The organism is Pseudomonas sp. CGJS7 (genome assembly GCF_036961695.1).
Map to the genome: position 1 here is coordinate 1 of NZ_JBAMDI010000163.1, position 20,815 is coordinate 20,815.

Genomic DNA, 20,815 nt, shown 5'->3' on the forward strand with positions numbered 1-20,815 from the left:
GAGCCCGGATCGAACAGGCCGATCGCGCGCGGACGCCGGTTCGGGCGCCAGGTGTAGCTGCCGAACAGGCGGTCCCAGATCGACAAGTCCGAGCCGAAGTGCCCGGCTTCGGCCTTGTCGCTGCTGTGGTGCATGCGATGCAGTTCGGGGCTGGCGAGGATGTGGTTGAGCCAGCCCAGGCGCACGTCGATGTTGGCGTGGACGAAGTAACCCTGGGCGATGATGAAGATGCCGACCGCGAACACCGCGTGCTCGGAGAACCCGATCAGCGCCAGCGACACCTGCACCACGAACTGGGCCAGGGCGACGTCGAGCACGTGGTTGACGCCGTTGTTGCCGACGTTGACCTTGTCGGGCACGTGATGCACGCCGTGCAGCCGCCACAGCAGCGGGATGTCGTGGCCGGCGCGATGCACCGCGTAGCTGGCCAGCGAGTTCAGCAGCAGCGCCAGCGGGATCTCCGCCCACAGCGGCAGCATCGGATGCAGCGGCGCGACCCGCGCCACCACCGCCATCACCGGCGCCTGCGCCAGCGCCGCGCCGATCACGGTCAGCACGAAATACAGCGCGTACAGGCCCCATTCGCGCTTGCTCGGCAGCCACGCGCGCTCGTACGGGATCGCCCGCTCCAGCACCGCCAGATAGGCGATGGTCGCGGCCACGAACGCCATATTGGCCGCGCCGAGATTCCAGCCCTGGGTTATCGAAGTTACTGAGTAAATAACAACGCCGGCCAATAATATCGGGTGCGCGCAGTAACGCAGAAAATCAAACTTGTTTATCCGGGGCGGCGTGACCGCGGTGCTGTTTTCATCGTCCGGTAATGTCGCGACCGCGGTTCCGGGGTTGATACCGGCGCCTGCGTCACAATCGAAGCGGGAACCGTCCGGCACTGCGGAGCGGGAATCGGATAATTGGCTCATCGCTTCGCTCCATTATCATTATCCGGGCGGTACGGGGTTTTCAGGCCGGAATCGCGACCGCCGCCGCACACGCCATCCGAGCCCGTAAGCGCTCTTGCGTAAGGCATTGATTTATTTGGCGCACAGCTGGCCAGCGAATCGTCCATACGACCCTCGCGCGGTCTTCCTCGGGCGGCCGGGTTAATACGTTTCCGTATTGTTTCAGCCGAATGTGCGCGCCTGTCGGCGCCGGGTTATTCCGGGGGGCAATATTCAAGGCAAGCTCGAGCCGCAGTCAAAGAAGCAGGCCCGATAATCTGGTGACGCGGATCATTCTTTGGAATATCCGTTCCCCGGCCGCCGAGATAATGTGCTGGTATTGCCTCGCCATTCGTCCGCGAGCCGCGGCGCGCGCCACCCGCGATGGCATCCATTAATGACAGCCGTGGGTCGGTCCGGTGACCGAAAGACCCGCGGCGCGGAATATGCCCATAACAAGGAGTCACGACGATGCAGTTGGCGACCGAACGCGTCATCGACGTCAAACACTGGAACGACAGCCTCTTCAGCTTCCGCACCACCCGCGACCCGGGCTTCCGCTTCGACAGCGGCCACTTCGTCATGGTCGGGCTGGAAGTCGACGGCAGGCCGCTGATGCGCGCGTACTCGATCGCCAGCGCGCACTACGAAGAACATCTGGAGTTCTTCAGCATCAAGGTGCCCGACGGCCCGCTGACCTCGCGTCTGCGCCACATCGCCAGCGGCGACGAAGTGCTGGTCAGCCGCCGTCCCACCGGCACGCTGGTGCTCAACGATCTCAACCCGGGCAAGCGGCTGTACCTGCTCGGCACCGGCACTGGCCTTGCGCCGTTCCTCAGCATCATCCGCGACCCGTCCACTTACGAACGCTTCGAGACCGTGGTGCTGGCGCACGGCGTGCGCCACATCAGCGATCTGGCCTACGCCGATTTCCTCGAACGCGAACTGCCCTCGCACGAATTCCTCGGCGATCTGGTGCGCAGCCAGTTGATCTACTACCCCAGCGTCACCCGCGAGCCGTTCCGCAACCGCGGCCGCATCACCGACGCCATCGCCGACGGACTGATGGCGCAGACCCTGGGCCTGCCGCCGCTGAATCCGCTCGAAGACCGGGTGATGCTGTGCGGCAGCCCGCAGATGCTCGAAGACACCGCGGCCCTGCTCGAAGGCCGCGGCTTCAAGCCGTCGCCGCGCACGCGCGAGCCGGGCGACTACGTCATCGAACGCGCCTTCGTCGAGAAATAAGCCGCGCCGGGCTGGTCCCGGCGTTCATTCCGCCATCCCTTCGCGCGGCGCGGAGCGTCGCGCGCATTCGAGGACTACCGCATGAGCAGCACCCCCACAGCGGTGACGCTGATCGGCGCGCCGACCGACATCGGCGCCGGCGCGCGCGGCGCGCGTCTGGGCCCGGAGGCCCTGCGCATCGCCGGTCTGCGCGAAGCCCTGCATCAACTCGGCCTGGACGTGGCCGACCGCGGCAATCTCGACGGCCCGGAAAACCCGTGGACCGAACCGGTCGACGGCTATCGCCACCTGGACGAAGTGGTGGCCTGGAACCAGACCGTGATGGACGCGGTCGGCGCCGAACTGCGCGACGGGCGCATGCCGATCCTGCTCGGCGGCGATCACTGCCTGGGCCTGGGCTCGATCACCGCGGTGGCCAAGCACTGCCGCGAACACGGCAAGAAGCTGCGGGTGCTGTGGCTGGACGCGCACGCCGACTTCAACACCCACGACATCACCCCGACCGGCAACATGCACGGCATGCCGGTGGCCTGCCTGATCGGCCTGGGGCCGCGCGAGCTGACCCACCTGGGCGGCGAAGCGCCGGCGATGCAGGTCGATGAGATGCGCCAGATCGGTACCCGTTCGGTCGATGCCGGCGAGAAGCAACTGATCAAGCGCCACGGCCTGCCGGTGTACGACATGCGCAAGATCGGCGACATCGGCATCAAGAAGGTGATGGAGCACGCGCTGGAAGGCGTGGACGAAGACACCCACATCCACGTCAGCTTCGATGTCGACTTCTTGGATCCGAGCATCGCTCCGGGCGTCGGCACCGTGGTCGCGGGCGGGCCGAACTATCGCGAGGCGCAACTAGCGATGGAGATGATCGCCGAGAGCGGGCGGGTGGGGTCGCTGGACATCGTCGAGCTCAATCCTATTCTGGATCGCGACAACCACACCGCGCTGGTGGCGATCGATCTGGTCGAGAGTTTGTTCGGCAAGTCGACGTTGGCGCGGAGTTGATGTCGGCGGCGGTGGTGGCGGGGCGGTGGCGGTGCTTGCAGCTTGCAGCTTGCAGCTCGCAACTTGCGGCCTGCGGCTCGCGTGCGAGCGGCTTGAGTGCGGCTTGTGTCTTGCTCGTCATCCCCGCGAACACGGGGATCCAGGGCCTCATCGCGACATGACTCTGAAGTCTCTGGATTCCCGCCTTCGCGGGAATGACGGTAGGCAAGTACGTCGCTACCGCTTTTGCCCGTCATCCCCGCGAAGGCGGGGATCCAGGGCTTTATCGCGACATGACTCTCAAGTCTGTGGATGTTCGGCCGCGCCGAAGTAAAGCGGAGCCCGTCTTCGCGGGGATGACGGAAGTATTCGATGCGATCAGGCGATAACGACTGCGCGCCGATCAATCGACACGCCCTTCGAAAATCCGAACGTTCGTTCGTTTATCACGCGCACCCAACCCACGCATTTAGTTGCACGCACAACGGTGCTGCGACGCCGCATGACCTGTATCGGCGTCATGCTAATTTCGGGCGCACATTCGATATTAGCCAGGCAAGCTGCGGCCGCATTCGTCGCTCGATCGCGTTACCACGATAGGGGCGGGCCTTGCGTGCCGCGTCGTACCGGGATGGGAACCGGATGCGGCCAGGCGCATCGGCTTGATCGCATCGCAGACATCGAAGTCCGAACGTTTTCGACGAAACGTTTTTCAATAGGGGGAATACCAGATGATCGCTCGCTCGCCGGGTCGCAAGTCCTTGTCCTTGGCCGTCGCATTGGGTTTGGCCGCGCTCGCCGCTAACGCGCAGGCGCAACAAGCCGCGGCGCCGACGCAGGAAGAAGAAGCCAAAACCCTTGCCGGCCTGACCGTCACCGCGCAAAAACGCGAGGAGGCGATGCAGGACGTGCCGATCTCGATCACCGCCTTGCCCGAGCAACTGCTGCAGGACACCGGCGTGCGCGACGTCAAGGACGTGCAAGTGCTGGTGCCGGGCCTGACCGTCAGCAGCACCCAGAGCGAAGTGCAGACGGTGGCGCGCATCCGCGGCATCGGCACGGTCGGCGACAACGCCGGTCTGGAATCCTCGGTCGGCGTGGTGATCGACGGCGTGTACCGCCCGCGCAACGGCGTGGGCTTCGGCGATCTGGGCGAGATCGAACGGATCGAAGTGCTCAAGGGCCCGCAAGGTACGGTGTTCGGCAAGAACACCTCGGCCGGCGTGATCAACGTGATCACCCGCCGCCCGAGCTACGACACCACGGTCGAGGGCGAACTGACCGTCGGCAATTACGGCGCGCTCGGCGCGGCCGGTTCGTTCAACACCTCGATCGGCGAAAACGCCGCCTTCCGCATCTACGGCGCCAAGCGCAAGCGCGACGGCTTCACCGACGTGGAAGTCGGCCGCGGCCCGCGCGGCGAGCGCGAGGACGGCGATCAGAACTTCCACACCCTGCGCGGCCAGTTGCTGCTGGAACCGACCGAAAACCTCGACATCAATTTCATCGCCGATTTCAGCAGCCGCGAAGAGAACTGCTGCGTCGGCCTGACCACCGTGCGCGGGCCGACATCGGCGATCATCAACGGCCTGGTCGGCGGCATCGGCGTGGCGCCGGTGGCCGATCCGTTCGCGCGCCGCGCCTGGAGCAATCGCCCGACCACCCAGGACATCAAGGACAAGGGCGTGTCGGCTGAGGTCAACTGGATCACCCCGTGGTTCGGCGGCGCCACCCTGACCTCGATCACCGCCTCGCGCGATTGGCAGGCGATCAACGGCCTGGACTTCGATTTCACCACCGCCGACATGATCTACCGCAACCCGGATCCGAACGAATCGTTCACCGGCTTCAAGCAGTTCAGCCAGGAGTTCCGCCTGACCGGCGCGACCGACAAGCTGGATTGGATGTTCGGCCTGTTCTATGCCGACGAAGACCTCAAGCGCAACGATTCCTACAGCCTGGGCGCGCACTACGAACCGTATCTGTCGACCGCGGTGCTGAGCCAGATCGCCGCGCGTTTCCCCGCCGGCGTGGTCAACACCGCCAACGCCGCGACCTTCCTCTCGCAGGCCAGCGGCCGCCCGTTCGGCAGCAACTTCGCCGGCCTCGGCGCGCTCGACCGTTACAAGCAGAACAGCAAGAGCGTGGCCTTGTTCACCAACAACACCTGGCACGCCACCGACAAACTCGATTTCACCTTGGGCCTGCGCTACACCAAGGAGAACAAGGAACTCGACTCGGTGTATTCCAACCCCAACGGCGGCCTGGGTTGCGGTTCGGCGCTGGCCAATCCCACCCGCGTCGGTCAGGCGCTGGCCGCGCGCGGCGTGCCGGCGGCGGCGTTGAGCGCGTTGGTGCCGCAAGTGGTCGGCTTCATGTGCCTGCCCTGGGCCAACACCTTGCACAACGGGCGGATCACCAATCAGGAACGCGACGAAAAGGAATGGTCGGGCACGATCAAGGCCGCGTACCGCTGGAACGAGCACGTCATGGGGTATGCCTCGGCGGCGCGCGGCTACAAGTCCGGCGGCTTCAACTTGGATCGCGTGCAGTCGTCCAACGGTTTGTCCGCGGGCACCGCCGGCATCCTGCCGGTCAACGACACCTCGTTCCCGGGCGAGTTCGTCGACAGCTACGAGCTCGGCGCCAAGACCACCTGGGCCGGCGGCAATCTGTTGCTCAACGCGACCTTGTTCCATCAGACCTACAGCGACTTCCAGCTCAACAGCTTCCTCGGCACCAGCTTCGTGGTGCGGTCGATTCCCGAAGTGGTGTCGCAAGGCATCGACACCGAGGTGCTGTGGCAGACCGGGCTCAAGGGCCTGATGCTGCAGGGCGGTGTGATGTACGCCGACACCAAGTACGGCAACGATCCGCTGCCCGATGCCGATCTGGCCAAGCTGCCCGGCGCGCGCGCCAGCTTCGCGCCGCTGTGGTCGGCCTCGGCGTCGGTGACTTATCAATGGGACTTCGCTTCCAGCCTGATCGGACGCTTCAACATCGGCGCCAAGTATTCCTCCGACTACAACACCGGCTCGGATCTGGATCCGGAGAAGGGCCAGCAGGCCTACACCGTGGTTAACGCGCGCCTGGGCATCGGCGCCAAGAGCCGGCGCTGGATGGTCGAGGCCTGGGCCTTGAACCTGTTCGATGAGGAATACAAGCAGGTCGGTTTCGACGCGCCGCTGCAGACCGGCTCGTGGAACGCCTTCCTCGGCGCGCCGCGGACGTACGGCGTGACCTTCCGGGTGATGTACTGATCCGCGCTCACCGCCAGCGCAGGCCGAACGACGCGCGGGCAACCGCCGCGTTCGGCCGGTTCTAGCGAGGCCGATGGCATGGAGCGCTCCCGTCGTTCGGATCGAACGGCGGGAGCGCATGCGCGTCGCTTCTTGGCTACGGTTTGCCGCTCGTGTGGCGAGGTAAGCCGCGATTGGTGGCCGTTGGGTGCTGCGAGAGTTTCGTCGTGACTTCGGTGTCGCGGTCGCGGCTCGCGCCGCTCCTACAGGTAGATGTCGCCATCCGCACGATCCTGCGTCACCGCGATCGCCCCCTGTAGGAGCGGCGCGAGCCGCGACCGCGACACCACGCCCACGACGCAAGCCATCGTGCCGGCGCAACCCCCACGCTTTGCCCAACGACCACCGCCAACCTCCGCGCGCCATCGTCCTGACGAATGTCACCGATCCGCGCTGCAAGCGCGAAAACCCCGCGTCCGCGCCCGTCGCGATGACTAGCGGCACATGCCGCCACGTCAGCCCGCGCCTAGCGTGAGCCGCGAATCCGGGCCAGGGACTGGTGCCGCCCGCGGACGCGAAGTCCGCCTCGCACGCATCGGACTCGCAGCCATGATTCGTTCCAGCATTGCCTTCGCCATCGCGTGCGCGCTGTGCGCGGGCGCCGCGCCGCTCACGCCCGCCATCGCCGCTTCGGCCGAACAGCAGGCGCCGACGATTTTCTCTCCAGGCGTCATCTCCGGCGCCGGTCACGACGCCGCGCCGACGTTCACTCCCGACGGCGACACCGTGTACTTCGGCCGGCAGGCGCCGGACACCGCGGTGATCATGCAATCCCAGCGCAGCGGCGAGGGCTGGAGCGAGCCGCGCATCGCCAGTTTCTCCGGCGAATGGAGCGACATGGAACCGGCGATGGCGCCCGACGGTTCGTACCTGATTTACGTCTCCAACCGCCCGGCGCGTCCCGGCGACAAACCCGGCGACGGCTTCTACAACGGCAAGTCCTGGCCCGGCCAGGCCAGCGCGTTGTGGCGGGTGCGCCGCACCGCGCAGGGATGGAGCGCGCCGGAGCGGCTGCCCGACCGGATCAACCGCGGCAACGCGGTCTACGCGCCGGCCGTGGCCGCCGACGGCTCGCTGTACTTCATGCGGCCCAACGACACGACCGGCAATTTCCAACTGTTCCGCGCGCAGATGCGCGACGGCGACTACGAACAGCCGCAGCCGCTGCCGTTCAGCGGCGGCGAACAGAACGATGTCGACCCGGCGGTGGCGCCGGACGAATCGTTCCTGATCTTCGGCTCGCGCCGCGCCCAGGCCAGCAAGTCGATGGACCTGTTTATCGCTTTCCACGACGCCCAGGGCTGGAGCGAGCCGCAATGGCTGGGCGAGACCGTCAACAGCCCGGGCTCGGACGCCGAGGCGCGGCTGAGCCCGGACCTGAAGACCCTGTACTTCAGCAGCGAGCGCACGTTGAAGCGGGGCTACCCGCGCACGCGCGAGCAAACCCTGGCCGACCTTGAGCGCATCGGCGCCTGGGACAACTCGCTGTACAACATCTGGCAGGTGCCGTTGCCGCCGCTGCTGGCCGCGCATCGCCCGCAGGCGGATGCGGCGCGCTGAGGGCTCGCTGCGCCCCGACCCCGCGATCCCGACCCGTCGCGCAAAGCCGCGGCGCCCGCGCCCGCTATAGTGGCGGCATGACCGAAGACGCCTCCGATATCGCCTTGCAGCGCCTCGCCCAGCAGATCGGCGAGGCCGCCCGCCTCAACCACCACATGCTGGTCACCGCCGAAAGCTGCACCGGCGGCTGGATCGCCAAGACTCTGACCGACATCGCCGGCTCCTCGGGCTGGTTCGAATGCGGCATCGTCGCCTACAGCTATGAAGCCAAGCAGGCCTTGCTGAGCGTGCGGCCGCAGACCCTGGAGCAGTTCGGCGCGGTCAGCCGCGAGACCGTGATCGAAATGGTGTCCGGCGCGCTGGCCAACACCGGCGCGACCCTCGCCGTCGCGGTGACCGGCATCGCCGGGCCGGGCGGCGGCACCGACGACAAGCCGGTCGGCACGGTCTGGATCGCCTGGAAGCGCCGCAACGGCTACCCGCGCGCGGAAGTGTTCCATTTCGACGGCGACCGCGAATCGGTCCGCCGCCAAAGCGTGGCCGCGGCCTTGCTCGGGATGCAGTCGCTGGCGACCTGAGGGGCAGGGCGCGGCGTATCGGCCGCGCTGCGGCGCCGGGAGGCGAGCGATTCCGGCGAACTCCGGAATCCCCCCATCACCGTCATCCCAGCGAACTCTGGAATCCCCCGTCACCGTCATTCCAGCGAACTCCGGAATTCCCCCGTCACCGTCATTCCAGCGAACTCCGGAATCCCCCCGTCACCGTCATTCCGGCGAAAGCCGGAACCCATTTTGATCTTGCTGTTCCGCTCTCGCCGCCGCACCCAACGCCAGCCCGCAACACCAATCCCCACCCACCTCAATCCAGCCCACGCTCCCAAATCTGCCCGACCAGATCGTGACCAAAGCTGTGGTGGCGATTCTCCTCAACCAGACCGAAACCGAAATCCTCGTAAATCCGCCGCGCCGCCACCAACAGATCGTTGGTCCACAAGCGCATGCGCCGATAACCCGCCGCACGCGAAAACTCGATGCACGTCTCGACCAGTCGCTTGCCCACGCCAAGCCCGCGCGCGCGCGGATCGACCAGCAGGCAGCGCAACTGCGCAGTGTCGGCATCGTCCTGATTGCGCACCACGAACACGCAGCCGATCCGTTCGCCGTCCAGCTCGGCGATCCAGCAACGCTCGCTTCGCGGATCGTGCTCGCTGGCGAAGCGTGCGAACAAGGTCGCCACCAGCGCCTCGAAGTCCGCGTTCCAACCGTATTCGTCCGCATACAGCCGACCGTGGCGTTCGATCGCCCAGCCGATATCGCCGATCCGATGCTCGCGCACCAGCACCCGCTGCGGCGCCGGCACGGTCTGCGCCGACAACGCCAGTTCGGCCTCGCCGATCGCGTGCAGCAAGCGGTCGCGTTGCAGCGGCGACAGCGCCGCCAGCATCGCCGCGGTGGCTTGGTGCGAGCTGCGGTCGAGCAGGGCGAACGCCTCGCGGCCCTGCGCCGACAAGGTCAGCACGAAGCTGCGCGCGTCTTGTTCGGAACGGGTTTTCTCGACCAGCCCGGCATCGGCGAAGCTCTGCAGGATCCGGCTCAGATAACCGGGGTCCAGCCCCAGCGAATCGCCGATCTCGCGCGCCGCCACCGGCTCGCGCTGGGCCAGTTCGAACAACACCCGCGCTTGGGTCAGCGGAAACGGACTGTCGAGCAGATCCTCCTGCAGCACGCCGATCCGGCGGGTGTAGAAGCGATTGAAGGCGCGGACGGAATCGACTTCCGCGGTTTCGACGTCGGTGGCCATGGCGGCGCGCTCGGCAGGGGCTAGGACTCCAATCTCGGGCAGTTGTTTGACGATGTCAAATAAATTCCGGACGAATGGACTTGCCGCTCCCGCTCGTTAGTAGTAATACTACTAACCATGAATCTGACCGACACCCAGCAAGCCATCCTCGCGCTGATCGCTGAGCGGATCGACGCCGAGGGCATGCCGCCTTCCCAGACCGAGATCGCCAAGGCCCTGGGTTTCAAGGGCGTACGCGCCGCGCAGTACCACCTCGACGCGCTCGAGGCGGCCGGCGCGATCGAGCGCGTCCCGGGCCGCGCGCGCGGCATCCGGGTGCTGGTGCCGTCGCCGCAGGCGCAGCGCGAGCTGGAGCTGGCCTCGGCCAACGAAGACGCGATCCGCCTGCCGGTGCTGGGGCGGGTCGCCGCGGGCGCGCCGATCGGTTCGGCGGCCGGGATCGAACCGGACAACTACGTCCTGCTCGACCGCAACATGTTCTTTCCGTCGCCGGACTACATGCTCAAGGTCAAGGGCGACTCGATGCGCGACGAAGGCATCTTCGACGGCGACCTGATCGGCGTGCACCGCACCCACGACGCGCGCTCGGGCCAGATCGTGGTCGCGCGCATCGACGATGAAATCACCGTCAAGCTGCTCAAGATCGGCAAGGACCGCATCCGCCTGCTGCCGCGCAATCCCGATTACGCCCCGATCGAGGTCCAGCCCGATCAGGATTTCGCCATCGAAGGCCTGTACTGCGGCCTGGTCCGGCCGAATCGCTGAGATGGCGCGCGCCAAGGCCGATCCCAACGTCGATCGCTACGGCTCGCCGCGCGCCTGCGCCGCGGTGCACGCCGCGCAGGCCGCGCTGCAAGGCCTGGGTGAGTCGATTTCCGCCTCGTTTTCGCGGCTAAATCCGACCCCCGCGCAAGCCTGCGGCCGGCAGACCGGCGTCGCGGCGGGCGATAATTTGGTTCCAGGCGCTGCGGTCTCAACCTCTGCGATCCGCGTCCTCTAACTTCCCCTCACCACGACAGACTTAAGGAATACAACGATGGACGAGAACAAGAAGCGAGCCCTTTCGGCCGCCCTGAGCCAGATCGAAAAGCAATTCGGCAAGGGCTCGGTGATGCGCATGGGCGACCGCGCGGTCGAGGCCACCGAGGTCATCGGCACCGGCTCGCTGATGCTCGACATCGCGCTCGGCATCGGCGGCCTGCCCAAGGGCCGCGTGGTCGAAATCTACGGTCCGGAATCCTCGGGCAAGACCACCCTGACCCTGCAAGCCATCGCCGAATGCCAGAAGAACGGCGGCACCGCGGCCTTCATCGACGCCGAGCACGCGCTCGACCCGGTCTACGCCGCCAAGCTCGGCGTCAACGTCGACGACCTGCTGCTGTCGCAGCCCGACACCGGCGAGCAAGCGCTGGAAATCGCCGACATGCTGGTGCGTTCGGCCGCGGTCGACATCGTTGTCATCGACTCGGTCGCCGCGCTCACCCCCAAGGCCGAAATCGAAGGCGAAATGGGCGACCAGCTGCCGGGCCTGCAGGCCCGTCTGATGAGCCAGGCGCTGCGCAAGCTGACCGGCAACATCAAGCGTTCCGGCACCCTGGTGATCTTCATCAACCAATTGCGCATGAAGATCGGCGTGATGATGCCGGGCCAGAGCCCGGAAGTGACCACCGGCGGCAACGCGCTCAAGTTCTACGCCTCGGTGCGTCTGGACATCCGCCGCATCGGCGCGATCAAGAAGGGCGACGAAATCATCGGCAACCAGACCAAGATCAAGGTCGTCAAGAACAAGCTCGCCCCGCCGTTCAAGCAGATCGTCACCGAAATCCTCTACGGCGAAGGCATCTCGCGCGAAGGCGAACTGATCGACATGGGCGTGGAAGCCAAGTTGGTCGAGAAGTCCGGCGCCTGGTACAGCTGCGGCGATGAGCGTATCGGCCAGGGCAAGGAAAACGCGCGCCAGTACCTCAAGGAAAACCCGGAGATGGCCACGCGCCTGGAAGCCCAGTTGCGCGAGAAGTTCGTGCCGACCGACGCTCCGCGCGAAGAGGCCGACGAGGACTGATCCTCGCCGCCTGAGTCAGCAGACAGAGTCAGATGAGTTCCGATCGGGATGACGGACGGCGCCATGGTGGTGGCGCCGACGGCACGGCCGGGCAGGGTGGTGAGCCCTCGCCCGGTCGTGGCGGCTCGCATTTGCAGGAACTGCGCGCGCGGATGCGCGCGATCGAAACCGGCGGCCCGTCGGCGCAGGCAGGCGACAGGGGCGACAGGGTCACGGCATCGGCTCGGGCCGATTCGGATCAGCGCGGGAGTCCGGATTCGGACACGGCCCGCGGGTCGCAGGCGAGCCGCAAGTCACGTGGCTCCGGGCTTGAGCGGTTCGAGTCCCAATCCGAAAACGACTTCGGCGACACCCTCGGCGCAGACGCCCTGACCGAACCCGCACTTTCCGGCCTGTCCGCCGATCCGCGGCCGGTCCCCGAGGCCAGCGCCGCGGCGAGCGATGGCGACGGCGCCGACGACCTCCCCGGCTTCGCGCCGGAAGACTCCCTGTTCGGCCCGGATTCCAACAGCCAAATCAGCCGCGGCCGCCGACGCACGCCACGCGAGCAGACCCCGACCCAGCGCGCCCTGGGCCTGCTGACCCGGCGCGAGCACTCGCGCAAGGAACTGACCCGCAAGCTGACCTCGCGCGGGCTGGATCGCGATGAGGTCGTGGCCGCCGTCGATCGGCTTACCGATGCCGGCTGGCAGAACGATGCCCGCTTCGCCGAAAGCCTGGTCCGCGCGCGGGCCGGCAACGGCTACGGGCCGGTCCATATCCGCGCCGAACTGGCGATGCACGGGCTGGACAGTCAGGCCATCGCCGAAGCGCTGCTCGCCTACGAGGGCGACTGGCTCGACAACGCCCGAGAATTGGCCCGCCGCCGCTACGGCGAGGGCTATTTTCGCGAGCCGGCGCTGCGCCGGAAGGCCGCCGACCTGCTGCTTCGGCGTGGCTTCGATGGGGGAACCGTACGGAATGCGAATCGTTCTTGCGCCGAGGACTGAACGACCTGGCACATTTACTGTTCAGCCTTGCGCACAAGACCCCTGGGCCTGTTAGGCTACGCGGCTTTCGGGTTCCGGATTGCCTGTTCCAGTCGATGCCCCCATGTCGGTGGCATGGGTTCGGTCGAGCGCTCCGCTCCCGACCAGGCGAACTATCTCCCAGGCATGAAAACCACCACTGAAATCCGCAGCGATTTCCTCGAGTTCTTCCGAGGCAAGGGTCACACCATCGTTCCGTCGGCTCCGCTGGTGCCGGCCAACGACCCGACCTTGCTGTTCACCAACTCGGGCATGGTGCAATTCAAGAACGTTTTCCTCGGCAGCGAGAAGCCGGGCTACGTGCGCGCGGCCGACGTGCAGCGCTGCCTGCGTGCCGGCGGCAAGCACAACGATCTCGATCAGGTCGGCTACACCGCGCGCCACCACACCTTCTTCGAGATGCTCGGCAACTGGTCCTTCGGCGATTACTTCAAGGAAGACGCCATTACCTGGGCCTGGGAACTGCTGACCCAAGTGTGGGGCCTGCAAGCCGAGCGCTTGCTGGTGACGGTCTACCACACCGACGACGAAGCCTACGATCTTTGGAACAAGAAGATCGGCGTGCCGGCCGAGCGCATCGTCCGCATCGGCGACAACAAGGGCGCGCCGTTCGCTTCGGACAATTTCTGGCAGATGGCCGACACCGGCCCCTGCGGCCCGTGCACCGAGATCTTCTACGACCACGGCGCGCACATCGCCGGCGGCCCGCCGGGTTCGCCCGATGAGGACGGCGATCGCTTCATCGAAATCTGGAACCTGGTGTTCATGCAGTTCGACCGCCAGCCCGACGGCACGCTGCTGCCGCTGCCGGCGCCGTGCGTGGACACCGGCATGGGCCTGGAACGTCTGGCGGCGGTGCTGCAGGGCGTGCACGGCAACTACGAAATCGACCTGTTCCGCCATCTGATCGCCGCCGCGGCCAAGGCCACCGGCACCGCCGATCTGGAAAACAAGTCGCTGCGGGTGATCGCCGATCACATCCGCGCCTGTTCGTTCCTGATCGTCGACGGCGTGCTGCCGTCCAACGACGGCCGCGGTTATGTGCTGCGCCGGATCATCCGCCGCGCCCTGCGCCACGGCTGGATGCTCGGCCAGAAGGGCCCGTTCTTCCACAAGCTGGTGCCGGCGCTGGTCCAGGTGATGGGCGATGCCTATCCGGAACTGACCGCCAAGCGCGAGTTCGTCGAAGCCGCGCTGGCCGCGGAAGAAGAGCGCTTCGCCGCGACCCTGGATTCGGGCATGCGCATCTTCGATGAGATCGCCACCCGCTCCAAGGGCGCGATCGCCGGCGCCGACGCGTTCAAGCTCTACGACACCTACGGCTTCCCCGCCGACCTGACCGCCGACATCGCGCGCGAGCGCGGCCTGTCGGTCGACATGGCCGGGTTCGAAGTCGAGATGGAAAAACAGCGGATCATCGCCCGCAAGGCCGGCAAGTTCGGCAACGCGACCACGATGCCGGCCGAACTGGCCGCGCAACTGGCGCCGACCGAGTTCCTCGGCTACGACCGGGTGACCGAAGGCGGCCTGCAGGTCGTCGCGCTGCTGCGCGACGGCAGCCCGGTCGAGCAGCTCAACGCTGGCGACGAGGGCGTGGTGATTCTCGACCGCACCCCGTTCTACGCCGAAAGCGGCGGTCAGGTCGGCGACACCGGCGAGCTCGACGAAGCCGGCACCCGTTTCGTGGTCGGCGACACCCAGAAGTTCGCCGGCCAGTTCCACGGCCATGTCGGCACGCTCACCGCCGGCAGCCTCAAGCGCGGCGACCGCGTCCTGGGCGCCGTCGACGAAGCCCGCCGCGCCGCGACCGTGCTCAACCATTCGGCGACCCACTTGCTGCACGCGGCGCTGCGCCGCCTGCTCGGCGACCACGTGACCCAGAAGGGCTCGCTGGTCGCGCCGGACCGCCTGCGTTTCGATTTCTCGCACTTCAATCCGCTGACCGACGCCGAGCTCGCCCAGATCGAGCGCCAGGTCAACGCCGACGTGCGCCGCAACTACCAAGCCGAAGTGCACCAGATGGGCATGCAGGAAGCCATCGACTTCGGCGCCATGGCCTTGTTCGGCGAGAAGTACGGCGACCGCGTGCGCGTGCTGCGCATGGGCGAGGCGTCGACCGAACTGTGCGGCGGCACCCACGTGTCGCGCACCGGCGATATCGGACTGTTCAAGATCGTCGCCGAGAGCGGCGTCCAGGCCGGCGTGCGCCGGATCGAGGCGCTGACCGGGCAGGGTGCGCTGGACTTCGTCGCCGAGGAAGAGCAGCGTCTGGAGCAGGCCGCGCGTCTGCTCGGCGGCAACGCCGGCGATGTCGCCGACAAGTTGCGCGCGCTGCTGGACCGGCAGAAGAAGCTCGAGCGCGAGCTGGAATCGATCAAAGCCAAGGCCGCCTCCGGCGCCGCCTCCGACCTGGCCGCCTCGGCGACCCAGATCGGAGCGGTCAAGCTGGTCGCGACCAGGCTGGAAGGGTTTGACGCCAAGGCGTTGCGCGAGGCGGTGGACAGCCTCAAGCAGCAGCTTGGCGACGCGGTGATCGTGCTGGCGGGCGCCAGCGACGGTAAGGCGGCTTTGGTCGCCGGAGTGAACGGAAGCGCGGCTGGCAAGGTCAAGGCGGGGGAACTCCTCGCGCACGTGGCCAGTCAGATCAACGGTAAAGGCGGCGGCCGTCCGGACATGGCTCAGGGCGGTGGCGATGACGGCCCGGCTCTGGTCCAGGCCCTTGCGGGCGTCGCGCAGTGGATTGAGAGTAAGCTTGTCTGAATGGCGAACAGTGACTGCTATCGCTTGCGACCTTGTTTGACCGGTCGCTAAGATGGTTCACGTTTGTGTACAAATTGCAGCATTCTTCCTAGTGAAAAAGAATGCCAACGCCGGTACTGCGGTCCCGGCTCGAGGAGGTTTTCAATGCTGATCCTGACGCGTCGCGTCGGCGAAACCCTGATGATCGGCGACTCGGTGACCGTCACCGTGCTCGGCGTCAAGGGCAACCAGGTGCGTATCGGTATTACCGCACCGAAAGATGTCGCGGTTCATCGCGAGGAGATTTATCAGCGCATCCAGCGAGGCGAGGACGCGTCGGACGATTCGGGCAAAAACGCCGGCGGCTGATAAAAAGTTTGTCGCAAGCGTTGCTGTAAATCGGGCGAGCCGTTATGCTTCCCGCCCGCATTGCTTCATCGATGCGGAGAGTTGCCCGAGAGGCTGAAGGGGCTCCCCTGCTAAGGGAGTATAGGGTCAAAAGCTCTATCGAGGGTTCGAATCCCTCACTCTCCGCCAGTTGTACCGAAGCCGCCTTCGGCGGCTTTATTTTGTCGTTACGCCCACGGAGCAGCGTGGTCGCAGCGGCAAGACAAACAGAAAACGTTGACGGAATATTGCTCGCCCGTCATAATTTTTTGTCTAAGCGCCCGTAGCTCAGCTGGATAGAGCACCAGGCTACGAACTTGGGGGTCGGAGGTTCGAATCCTTCCGGGCGCGCCATATTGGAAAGCCGGTCATCGTCAGATGGCCGGCTTTTTTCTTTTGTCCGCCTGTATCTGGCCGAGGTTTATCCGTCCGCGGCGGCGTCGAATCGGCAGGCGGGTGGGGGCTTCCCGTCGGGCCGATCTTGCGTCATAATTGCCTGCTCAGCGCGCCCGTAGCTCAGCTGGATAGAGCACCAGGCTACGAACTTGGGGGTCGGAGGTTCGAATCCTTCCGGGCGCGCCACTCATACCGAAACCCGGCGATCGAAAGATCGCCGGGTTTTTCTTTGCGCGTGTTGTGTTGCCAGCCCCGCGCAATTCCTGCCGCCGGACCTGCGAATACGTCGTTGCGGGGCTGCTCCTGTAGGAGCGGCGCAAGCCGCGACCGCGAAACGACGCAGGTGTCGAAAGTTCGTCGCAGTTGCGGCGGCGTGGTCGCAGCTCGCGCAGCTCCTACAGTCGCCCTCTGTAGGAGCGGCGCAAGCCGCGACCGCGAAACGACGCAGGCGTCGAAAGTTCGTCGTAGTTGCGGCGGCGTGGTCGCAGTTCGCGCAGTCATCCCCTGTAGGAGCGGCGCAAGCCGCGACCGCGGAACGACTGAGGCGTCAAAAGTTCGTCGCAGTGGCGGCGGCGCGGTCGCGGCTCGTGCAATGCCTGCAGCAGCTCGGCGTTGGATAACGTTCGGGTCGGGACGATGGTTCGTAGCGGACGCGCTGTCCGCATTCGGGGTTTGCCAGGCTTGCCGCCGCTCAGTGCTTCTCGATAAAGCGCAAACCCACACCCGGTTCGGTCGCGATATACCGCGGCGAAGCCGCGTCGTCGCCGAGTTTGTGGCGAAGTTTGCCGACCAGGATGCGCAGGTAGTGGGTGTCTTCCTGGTGGGTCGGACCCCACAGTTCGCGCAGCAACTGCGGCTGGGTGACCACGCGGCCGGCGTGCTGGAACAGCATCGCCAGCAGCGCGTATTCCTTGCGCGCCAGCACCACCGGTTCGCCGTCCAGGTGCACTTCGCGCCGGGCCAGGTCGATGCGCAGGCGGCCGTCGTCGAACACCGGCAGGGTTTCGCCCTGCGGGCCGTGCGCACGCAGCAAGGCGCGCACGCGCGCCATCAGCTCTTGCACGCCGAAGGGCTTGGTCACGTAGTCGTTGGCGCCGCCGTCAAGCGCAGCGACTTTCTCCGCTTCGCTGGAACGCACGGTCAGCAGGATCACCGGCACGCCCGACCATTGACGCAGCTCGCGCAAGACGTCGTGGCCGTCGCGGTCGGGCAGGCCCAGGTCGAGGATCACCAACTCGGCGCCGCGGGTGGCCAAGGCTTCCAGGCCGGCGTTGCCGTTCTCGGCCAGTTCCACCGCGTAGCCCTGCGCGCGCAAGGCGATGTCGAGGAATTTGCGGATCTGCGGCTCATCGTCGACCACCAGCACGCGCGCGGGCGGCGCGGCCGGGTGCGGGTGCGGGTGCGAATGCGGAGCGTGGTCCTCGGTCATGGCGCGGCGCTGGCTTCGGGCTCGGGTTCGATAGGCGGCAGGGTAATGCGGATCGTGGTGCCGCGGCGACCTTGATCGTCCGGTTGGCCGGGCAGGGCGACGACGCTGCCGCCGTGCGCGCCGATCATGCCCTGGCAGATCGCCAGCCCCAGGCCGGTGCCCTGACGGCCGCGGTCGCCGCGCTCGACGCTGTAGAACATGTCGAAGATGCGCGCGCGCTCGTCCTCGGGAATGCCCGGGCCGCGATCGCTGACGTCGATCCGCAGCAGTTGCTCGGGCAGGGCGCCGGGTTCGTTGTCGACCCGGCGCGCGTCGATGCTCACCGCCGCGCCCGGCGGCGAGAACTTGACCGCGTTTTCCAGCACATTGAACAGCGCCTGTTCGATCAGCGCCGGATGCACCCAGATCGGCGCCAGCCCCGGTTGCAGGCGCACGTCGAAACGCGCGCCGGGTTCATACCGCTGCAGCCGCGTCACCGCCGAGCCGATCAATTCGTCCACGCCGATCCAGTCGCGATTGAGCGCGAGTCCGCCGTGGCCGAGCCGGGTCATGTCGAGCAGGTTCTGGATGTAGCGGTCGAGCCGTTCGCCTTCGATGCGGATGGTTTCCAGCAAGGCGTGGCGGTCTTCGCGCGGCATCGCCTCGGCGTAGTTGTCCAGGCTGCTGGCCGCGCCGATGATCGAGGCCAGCGGCGAGCGCAGATCGTGCGAGACCGAGGACAGCAAGGCCGAGCGCAAGCGTTCGGTTTCGCCGCTGACCCGCGAGTCTTCCAGATCGGCGACCAGACGGGTGCGCAGGATCGCTTGGGCGATGTCGTCGGTCATGGCCTCGGCCAAACGCCGTTGTTCCGCGCCCAATCGGGTCACCGACGCGGCGAAGCGCAGCCCGACCACGCCGGCCGCGGCCGCGTCGTTGGAGCCGTCGCTCTTGAGCGGCAGCAGCCACCAGTCCGCGCCGGCCAGGGTGTCGGTGTAGCGCCCGGCCGGCTGGCGGTTCTTCAGACTCCAATCCGCCGCCGCGCGATCCTTGTCGCTCATCTCCGGCAGATGCTCGCCGCGCAGCGGCGCCGCGCCGATGTAGACGAACACCTCCGCGCCGAGCGAACGCTTGAGCGCGCGCTTGCCGGCGCGCTTGACCTGACCGGCGTCGGCGGCGGTGGCCAGTTCGCGGCCCAGGGTCTGCAATTCGGTCGCATGCGCGTTGGCCGCGCGCAACGCCAGCACCTGCATGCGCAGCTTCGACGCCAGCCGGCCGGCGACCAGCGCGGCGATCAGGAACAGCGTCACCGTGGTCACGCCCTGGCGCGCGCCGATCAGCAAGGTGTAGCGCGGTTCGATGAAAAAGAAGTTGTAGGCGATGAAGCACAGCGCCGAGGCCAGCACCGCCGCGGTCATGCGGGTGCGTGCGGCCACCATCACCACCGCGACGATGAACACCAGCGACAGATCGTCCAGTCCGATCCAGCGTTCGGCGAAGCCGGCCAGCAAGGTCGCCAGCGCCACCGCGACCACCGCCAGCGCGGCGTCGCTGCGGCTGAGCAGTCCGCGCAGGCGGCTGCCGTTGTCGCGCAACGAGCGGCGCGCGCGGGCGCGCGCTTCGGGCGTGCTGACGATGGTCAGTTCGTAGTGCGCGCCGCGTTGGATCAGCTGCTGGGTCAAAGTGCGGTTGATCATCCGCGCCAACGGCCGCTCGCGGGTGCGGCCGAGCACGATGGTCGACACGCCGGCGCGCTCGGCGTGATCGAGCAGGGCGTCGACGATGCTGTTGCCGTGCAGCACCACCGCCTCGCCGCCGAGGCGGCGGGCCAGGGCGAAGGCGCGGTCGAGTTCGGATTGGCGGGCCGGATCGGGCGCGCCGCCGGTCTGCACGGTGACCACGATCCACGGCGAATCGCGGCGTTCGGCGATGCGTCGCGCTACCCGCACCAGGTATTCGGATTGGCCCAGGCCGTCGATGGCGACCATCACCGCGCGGCGCAGCGGCACTCCCGGCAGGCCGCGTGCGGTCTGCGCCTCGCGCAGGTCGCTGTCGACGCGGTCGGCGGCGGTCTGCATCGCCAGCTCGCGCAGCGCGGTCAGATTGGACGGCGAGAAGAACGCCTGCAGCGCGTGCGCGGCCTGTTCGGGCACGTAGACCTTGCCCTGTTGCAGGCGCTCGATCAGCTCGCGCGGCGGCAGATCGACCAGGACGATGTCGCGCAAGCGGTCGAACAGCGCATCGGGCACGGTTTCGCTGACCCGCACGCCGGTGATGCGGTGGATGACGTCGTTGAGGCTTTCCAGGTGCTGGATGTTGATGGTGGTGTAGACGTCGATGCCGGCGTCGAGCAGCTCCAGCACGTCCTGCCAGCGGCGCTCGTGGCGGCTGCCGGGGGCGTTGCGGTGGGCGAGTTCGTCGACCAGCGCGACCTTGGGTTTGCGCGCGAGCAGCGCGTCGAGGTCCATTTCGTCGAGGCTGCGGCCTTGGTAGTCCAGGCGTTTGCGCGGGAGTACGTCCAGGCCTTCGACCAGGGCCGAGGTTTCGGCGCGGCCGTGGGTTTCGACGATGCCGACGACGACGTCGATGCCGCGGCGCTGCAGTTCGCGGGCGCGGCCGAGCATGGTGTAGGTCTTGCCTACGCCGGGGGCGGCGCCGAGGAAGATGGTCAGCCGGCCGGCGCCTTGGCGTTGCAGTTCGCCCATGAGGGCATCGGCTTGGGCGCTGCGGGGGTCGGTCATGCGGGGATTGTGCGCTGGGTGGGTGACGGGGGTGTAGTGGGGGGGGACGGGTTTTGCGAGTTGTTGGGGATGGGGCGACAGACAACGGAATTGCGGCTTTGGCTTGCCGGCCTTTGCTTTTGCCTTTGCCTTGCTCTGGCCTGGCGGCGCAACTGACTCGCGATAGCGATAGGACACCCGGAGGGCGGCGCACAAGGACGTGCGCCGGGTTCCGTCGTGGGCAGGATG

The 20,815-nt window shown here is 66.9% G+C and carries 15 protein-coding genes and 3 tRNA genes; 14 read left to right on the forward strand and 4 right to left on the reverse strand.

The genetic code is table 11. The features are described 5' to 3' along the window. Positions 1–671, reverse strand: a 671-nt coding sequence (locus V7787_RS47025) for a sterol desaturase family protein (RefSeq protein WP_336094626.1), incomplete at its 3' end; no start/stop codon positions are given. A gap of 741 nt (positions 672–1,412) precedes the next feature. Between V7787_RS47025 and V7787_RS47030 the strand changes: the two genes are divergently transcribed. From V7787_RS47030 to V7787_RS47050, 5 genes are all read left to right on the forward strand, one after another. Then, entirely contained in the window at positions 1,413–2,186 is a 774-nt protein-coding gene (locus V7787_RS47030; protein ID WP_336094627.1) for a ferredoxin--NADP reductase, read from the forward strand. A gap of 81 nt (positions 2,187–2,267) precedes the next feature. After that, the gene (gene rocF, locus V7787_RS47035; protein ID WP_336094628.1) at positions 2,268–3,191 is read left to right on the forward strand and encodes an arginase; all 924 of its coding nucleotides are present in this window, start codon (positions 2,268–2,270) and stop codon (positions 3,189–3,191) included. Positions 3,192–3,901: 710 nt separating this feature from the next. Then, positions 3,902–6,430, forward strand: coding sequence for a TonB-dependent receptor (locus tag V7787_RS47040; RefSeq protein ID WP_336094629.1), 2,529 nt, complete (start codon positions 3,902–3,904; stop codon positions 6,428–6,430). A gap of 588 nt (positions 6,431–7,018) precedes the next feature. After that, entirely contained in the window at positions 7,019–8,029 is a 1,011-nt protein-coding gene (locus V7787_RS47045; RefSeq protein WP_336094630.1) for a TolB family protein, read from the forward strand. Between the two features lie 77 nt (positions 8,030–8,106). After that, positions 8,107–8,607 carry a CinA family protein gene (locus V7787_RS47050; RefSeq protein WP_336094631.1) on the forward strand — a complete coding sequence of 167 codons (501 nt, stop codon included), beginning with the start codon at positions 8,107–8,109 and terminating at the stop codon, positions 8,605–8,607. 280 nt (positions 8,608–8,887) lie between these two features. On the opposite strand, the gene V7787_RS47055 is transcribed toward V7787_RS47050, so the two are convergent. After that, entirely contained in the window at positions 8,888–9,829 is a 942-nt protein-coding gene (locus V7787_RS47055) for a bifunctional helix-turn-helix transcriptional regulator/GNAT family N-acetyltransferase (RefSeq protein ID WP_336094632.1), read from the reverse strand. A gap of 117 nt (positions 9,830–9,946) precedes the next feature. On the opposite strand from V7787_RS47055, the gene lexA reads away from it, so the two are divergent. The 9 genes from lexA (at position 9,947) to V7787_RS47100 (ending at position 16,627) form a co-directional block, all read left to right on the forward strand. Continuing rightward, complete coding sequence (gene lexA, locus V7787_RS47060; protein ID WP_336094633.1) at positions 9,947–10,594, forward strand: transcriptional repressor LexA; 648 nt, start codon at positions 9,947–9,949, stop codon at positions 10,592–10,594. 1 nt (position 10,595) lies between these two features. After that, complete coding sequence (locus V7787_RS47065; protein ID WP_336094634.1) at positions 10,596–10,829, forward strand: hypothetical protein; 234 nt, start codon at positions 10,596–10,598, stop codon at positions 10,827–10,829. A 36-nt stretch (positions 10,830–10,865) separates the two neighbouring features. Beyond that, complete coding sequence (gene recA, locus V7787_RS47070) at positions 10,866–11,891, forward strand: recombinase RecA (protein WP_336094635.1); 1,026 nt, start codon at positions 10,866–10,868, stop codon at positions 11,889–11,891. A gap of 32 nt (positions 11,892–11,923) precedes the next feature. After that, positions 11,924–12,880, forward strand: a complete 957-nt coding sequence (locus tag V7787_RS47075) for a regulatory protein RecX (protein WP_336094636.1) — start codon at positions 11,924–11,926, stop codon at positions 12,878–12,880. Between the two features lie 165 nt (positions 12,881–13,045). Beyond that, positions 13,046–15,679, forward strand: coding sequence for an alanine--tRNA ligase (alaS, locus tag V7787_RS47080; RefSeq protein ID WP_336094637.1), 2,634 nt, complete (start codon positions 13,046–13,048; stop codon positions 15,677–15,679). A 144-nt stretch (positions 15,680–15,823) separates the two neighbouring features. After that, entirely contained in the window at positions 15,824–16,027 is a 204-nt protein-coding gene (gene csrA, locus V7787_RS47085) for a carbon storage regulator CsrA (protein WP_036111509.1), read from the forward strand. A 75-nt stretch (positions 16,028–16,102) separates the two neighbouring features. Continuing rightward, positions 16,103–16,195: transfer RNA gene (locus tag V7787_RS47090), tRNA-Ser, on the forward strand. 127 nt (positions 16,196–16,322) lie between these two features. After that, a tRNA-Arg gene (locus tag V7787_RS47095) sits at positions 16,323–16,399 on the forward strand. A 151-nt stretch (positions 16,400–16,550) separates the two neighbouring features. Continuing rightward, positions 16,551–16,627, forward strand: a tRNA-Arg gene (locus V7787_RS47100). A 505-nt stretch (positions 16,628–17,132) separates the two neighbouring features. Here V7787_RS47100 and V7787_RS47105 read toward each other — a convergent pair. Further along, the gene (locus V7787_RS47105; protein ID WP_336094638.1) at positions 17,133–17,870 is read right to left on the reverse strand and encodes a response regulator; all 738 of its coding nucleotides are present in this window, start codon (positions 17,868–17,870) and stop codon (positions 17,133–17,135) included. Next, positions 17,867–20,587 (reverse strand): sensor histidine kinase KdpD, encoded by a 2,721-nt coding sequence (locus V7787_RS47110; RefSeq protein WP_336094639.1) that lies wholly within the window; start codon positions 20,585–20,587, stop codon positions 17,867–17,869. The genes V7787_RS47105 and V7787_RS47110 overlap by 4 nt, the downstream gene beginning before the upstream one ends. Positions 20,588–20,815 lie beyond the last annotated feature (228 nt).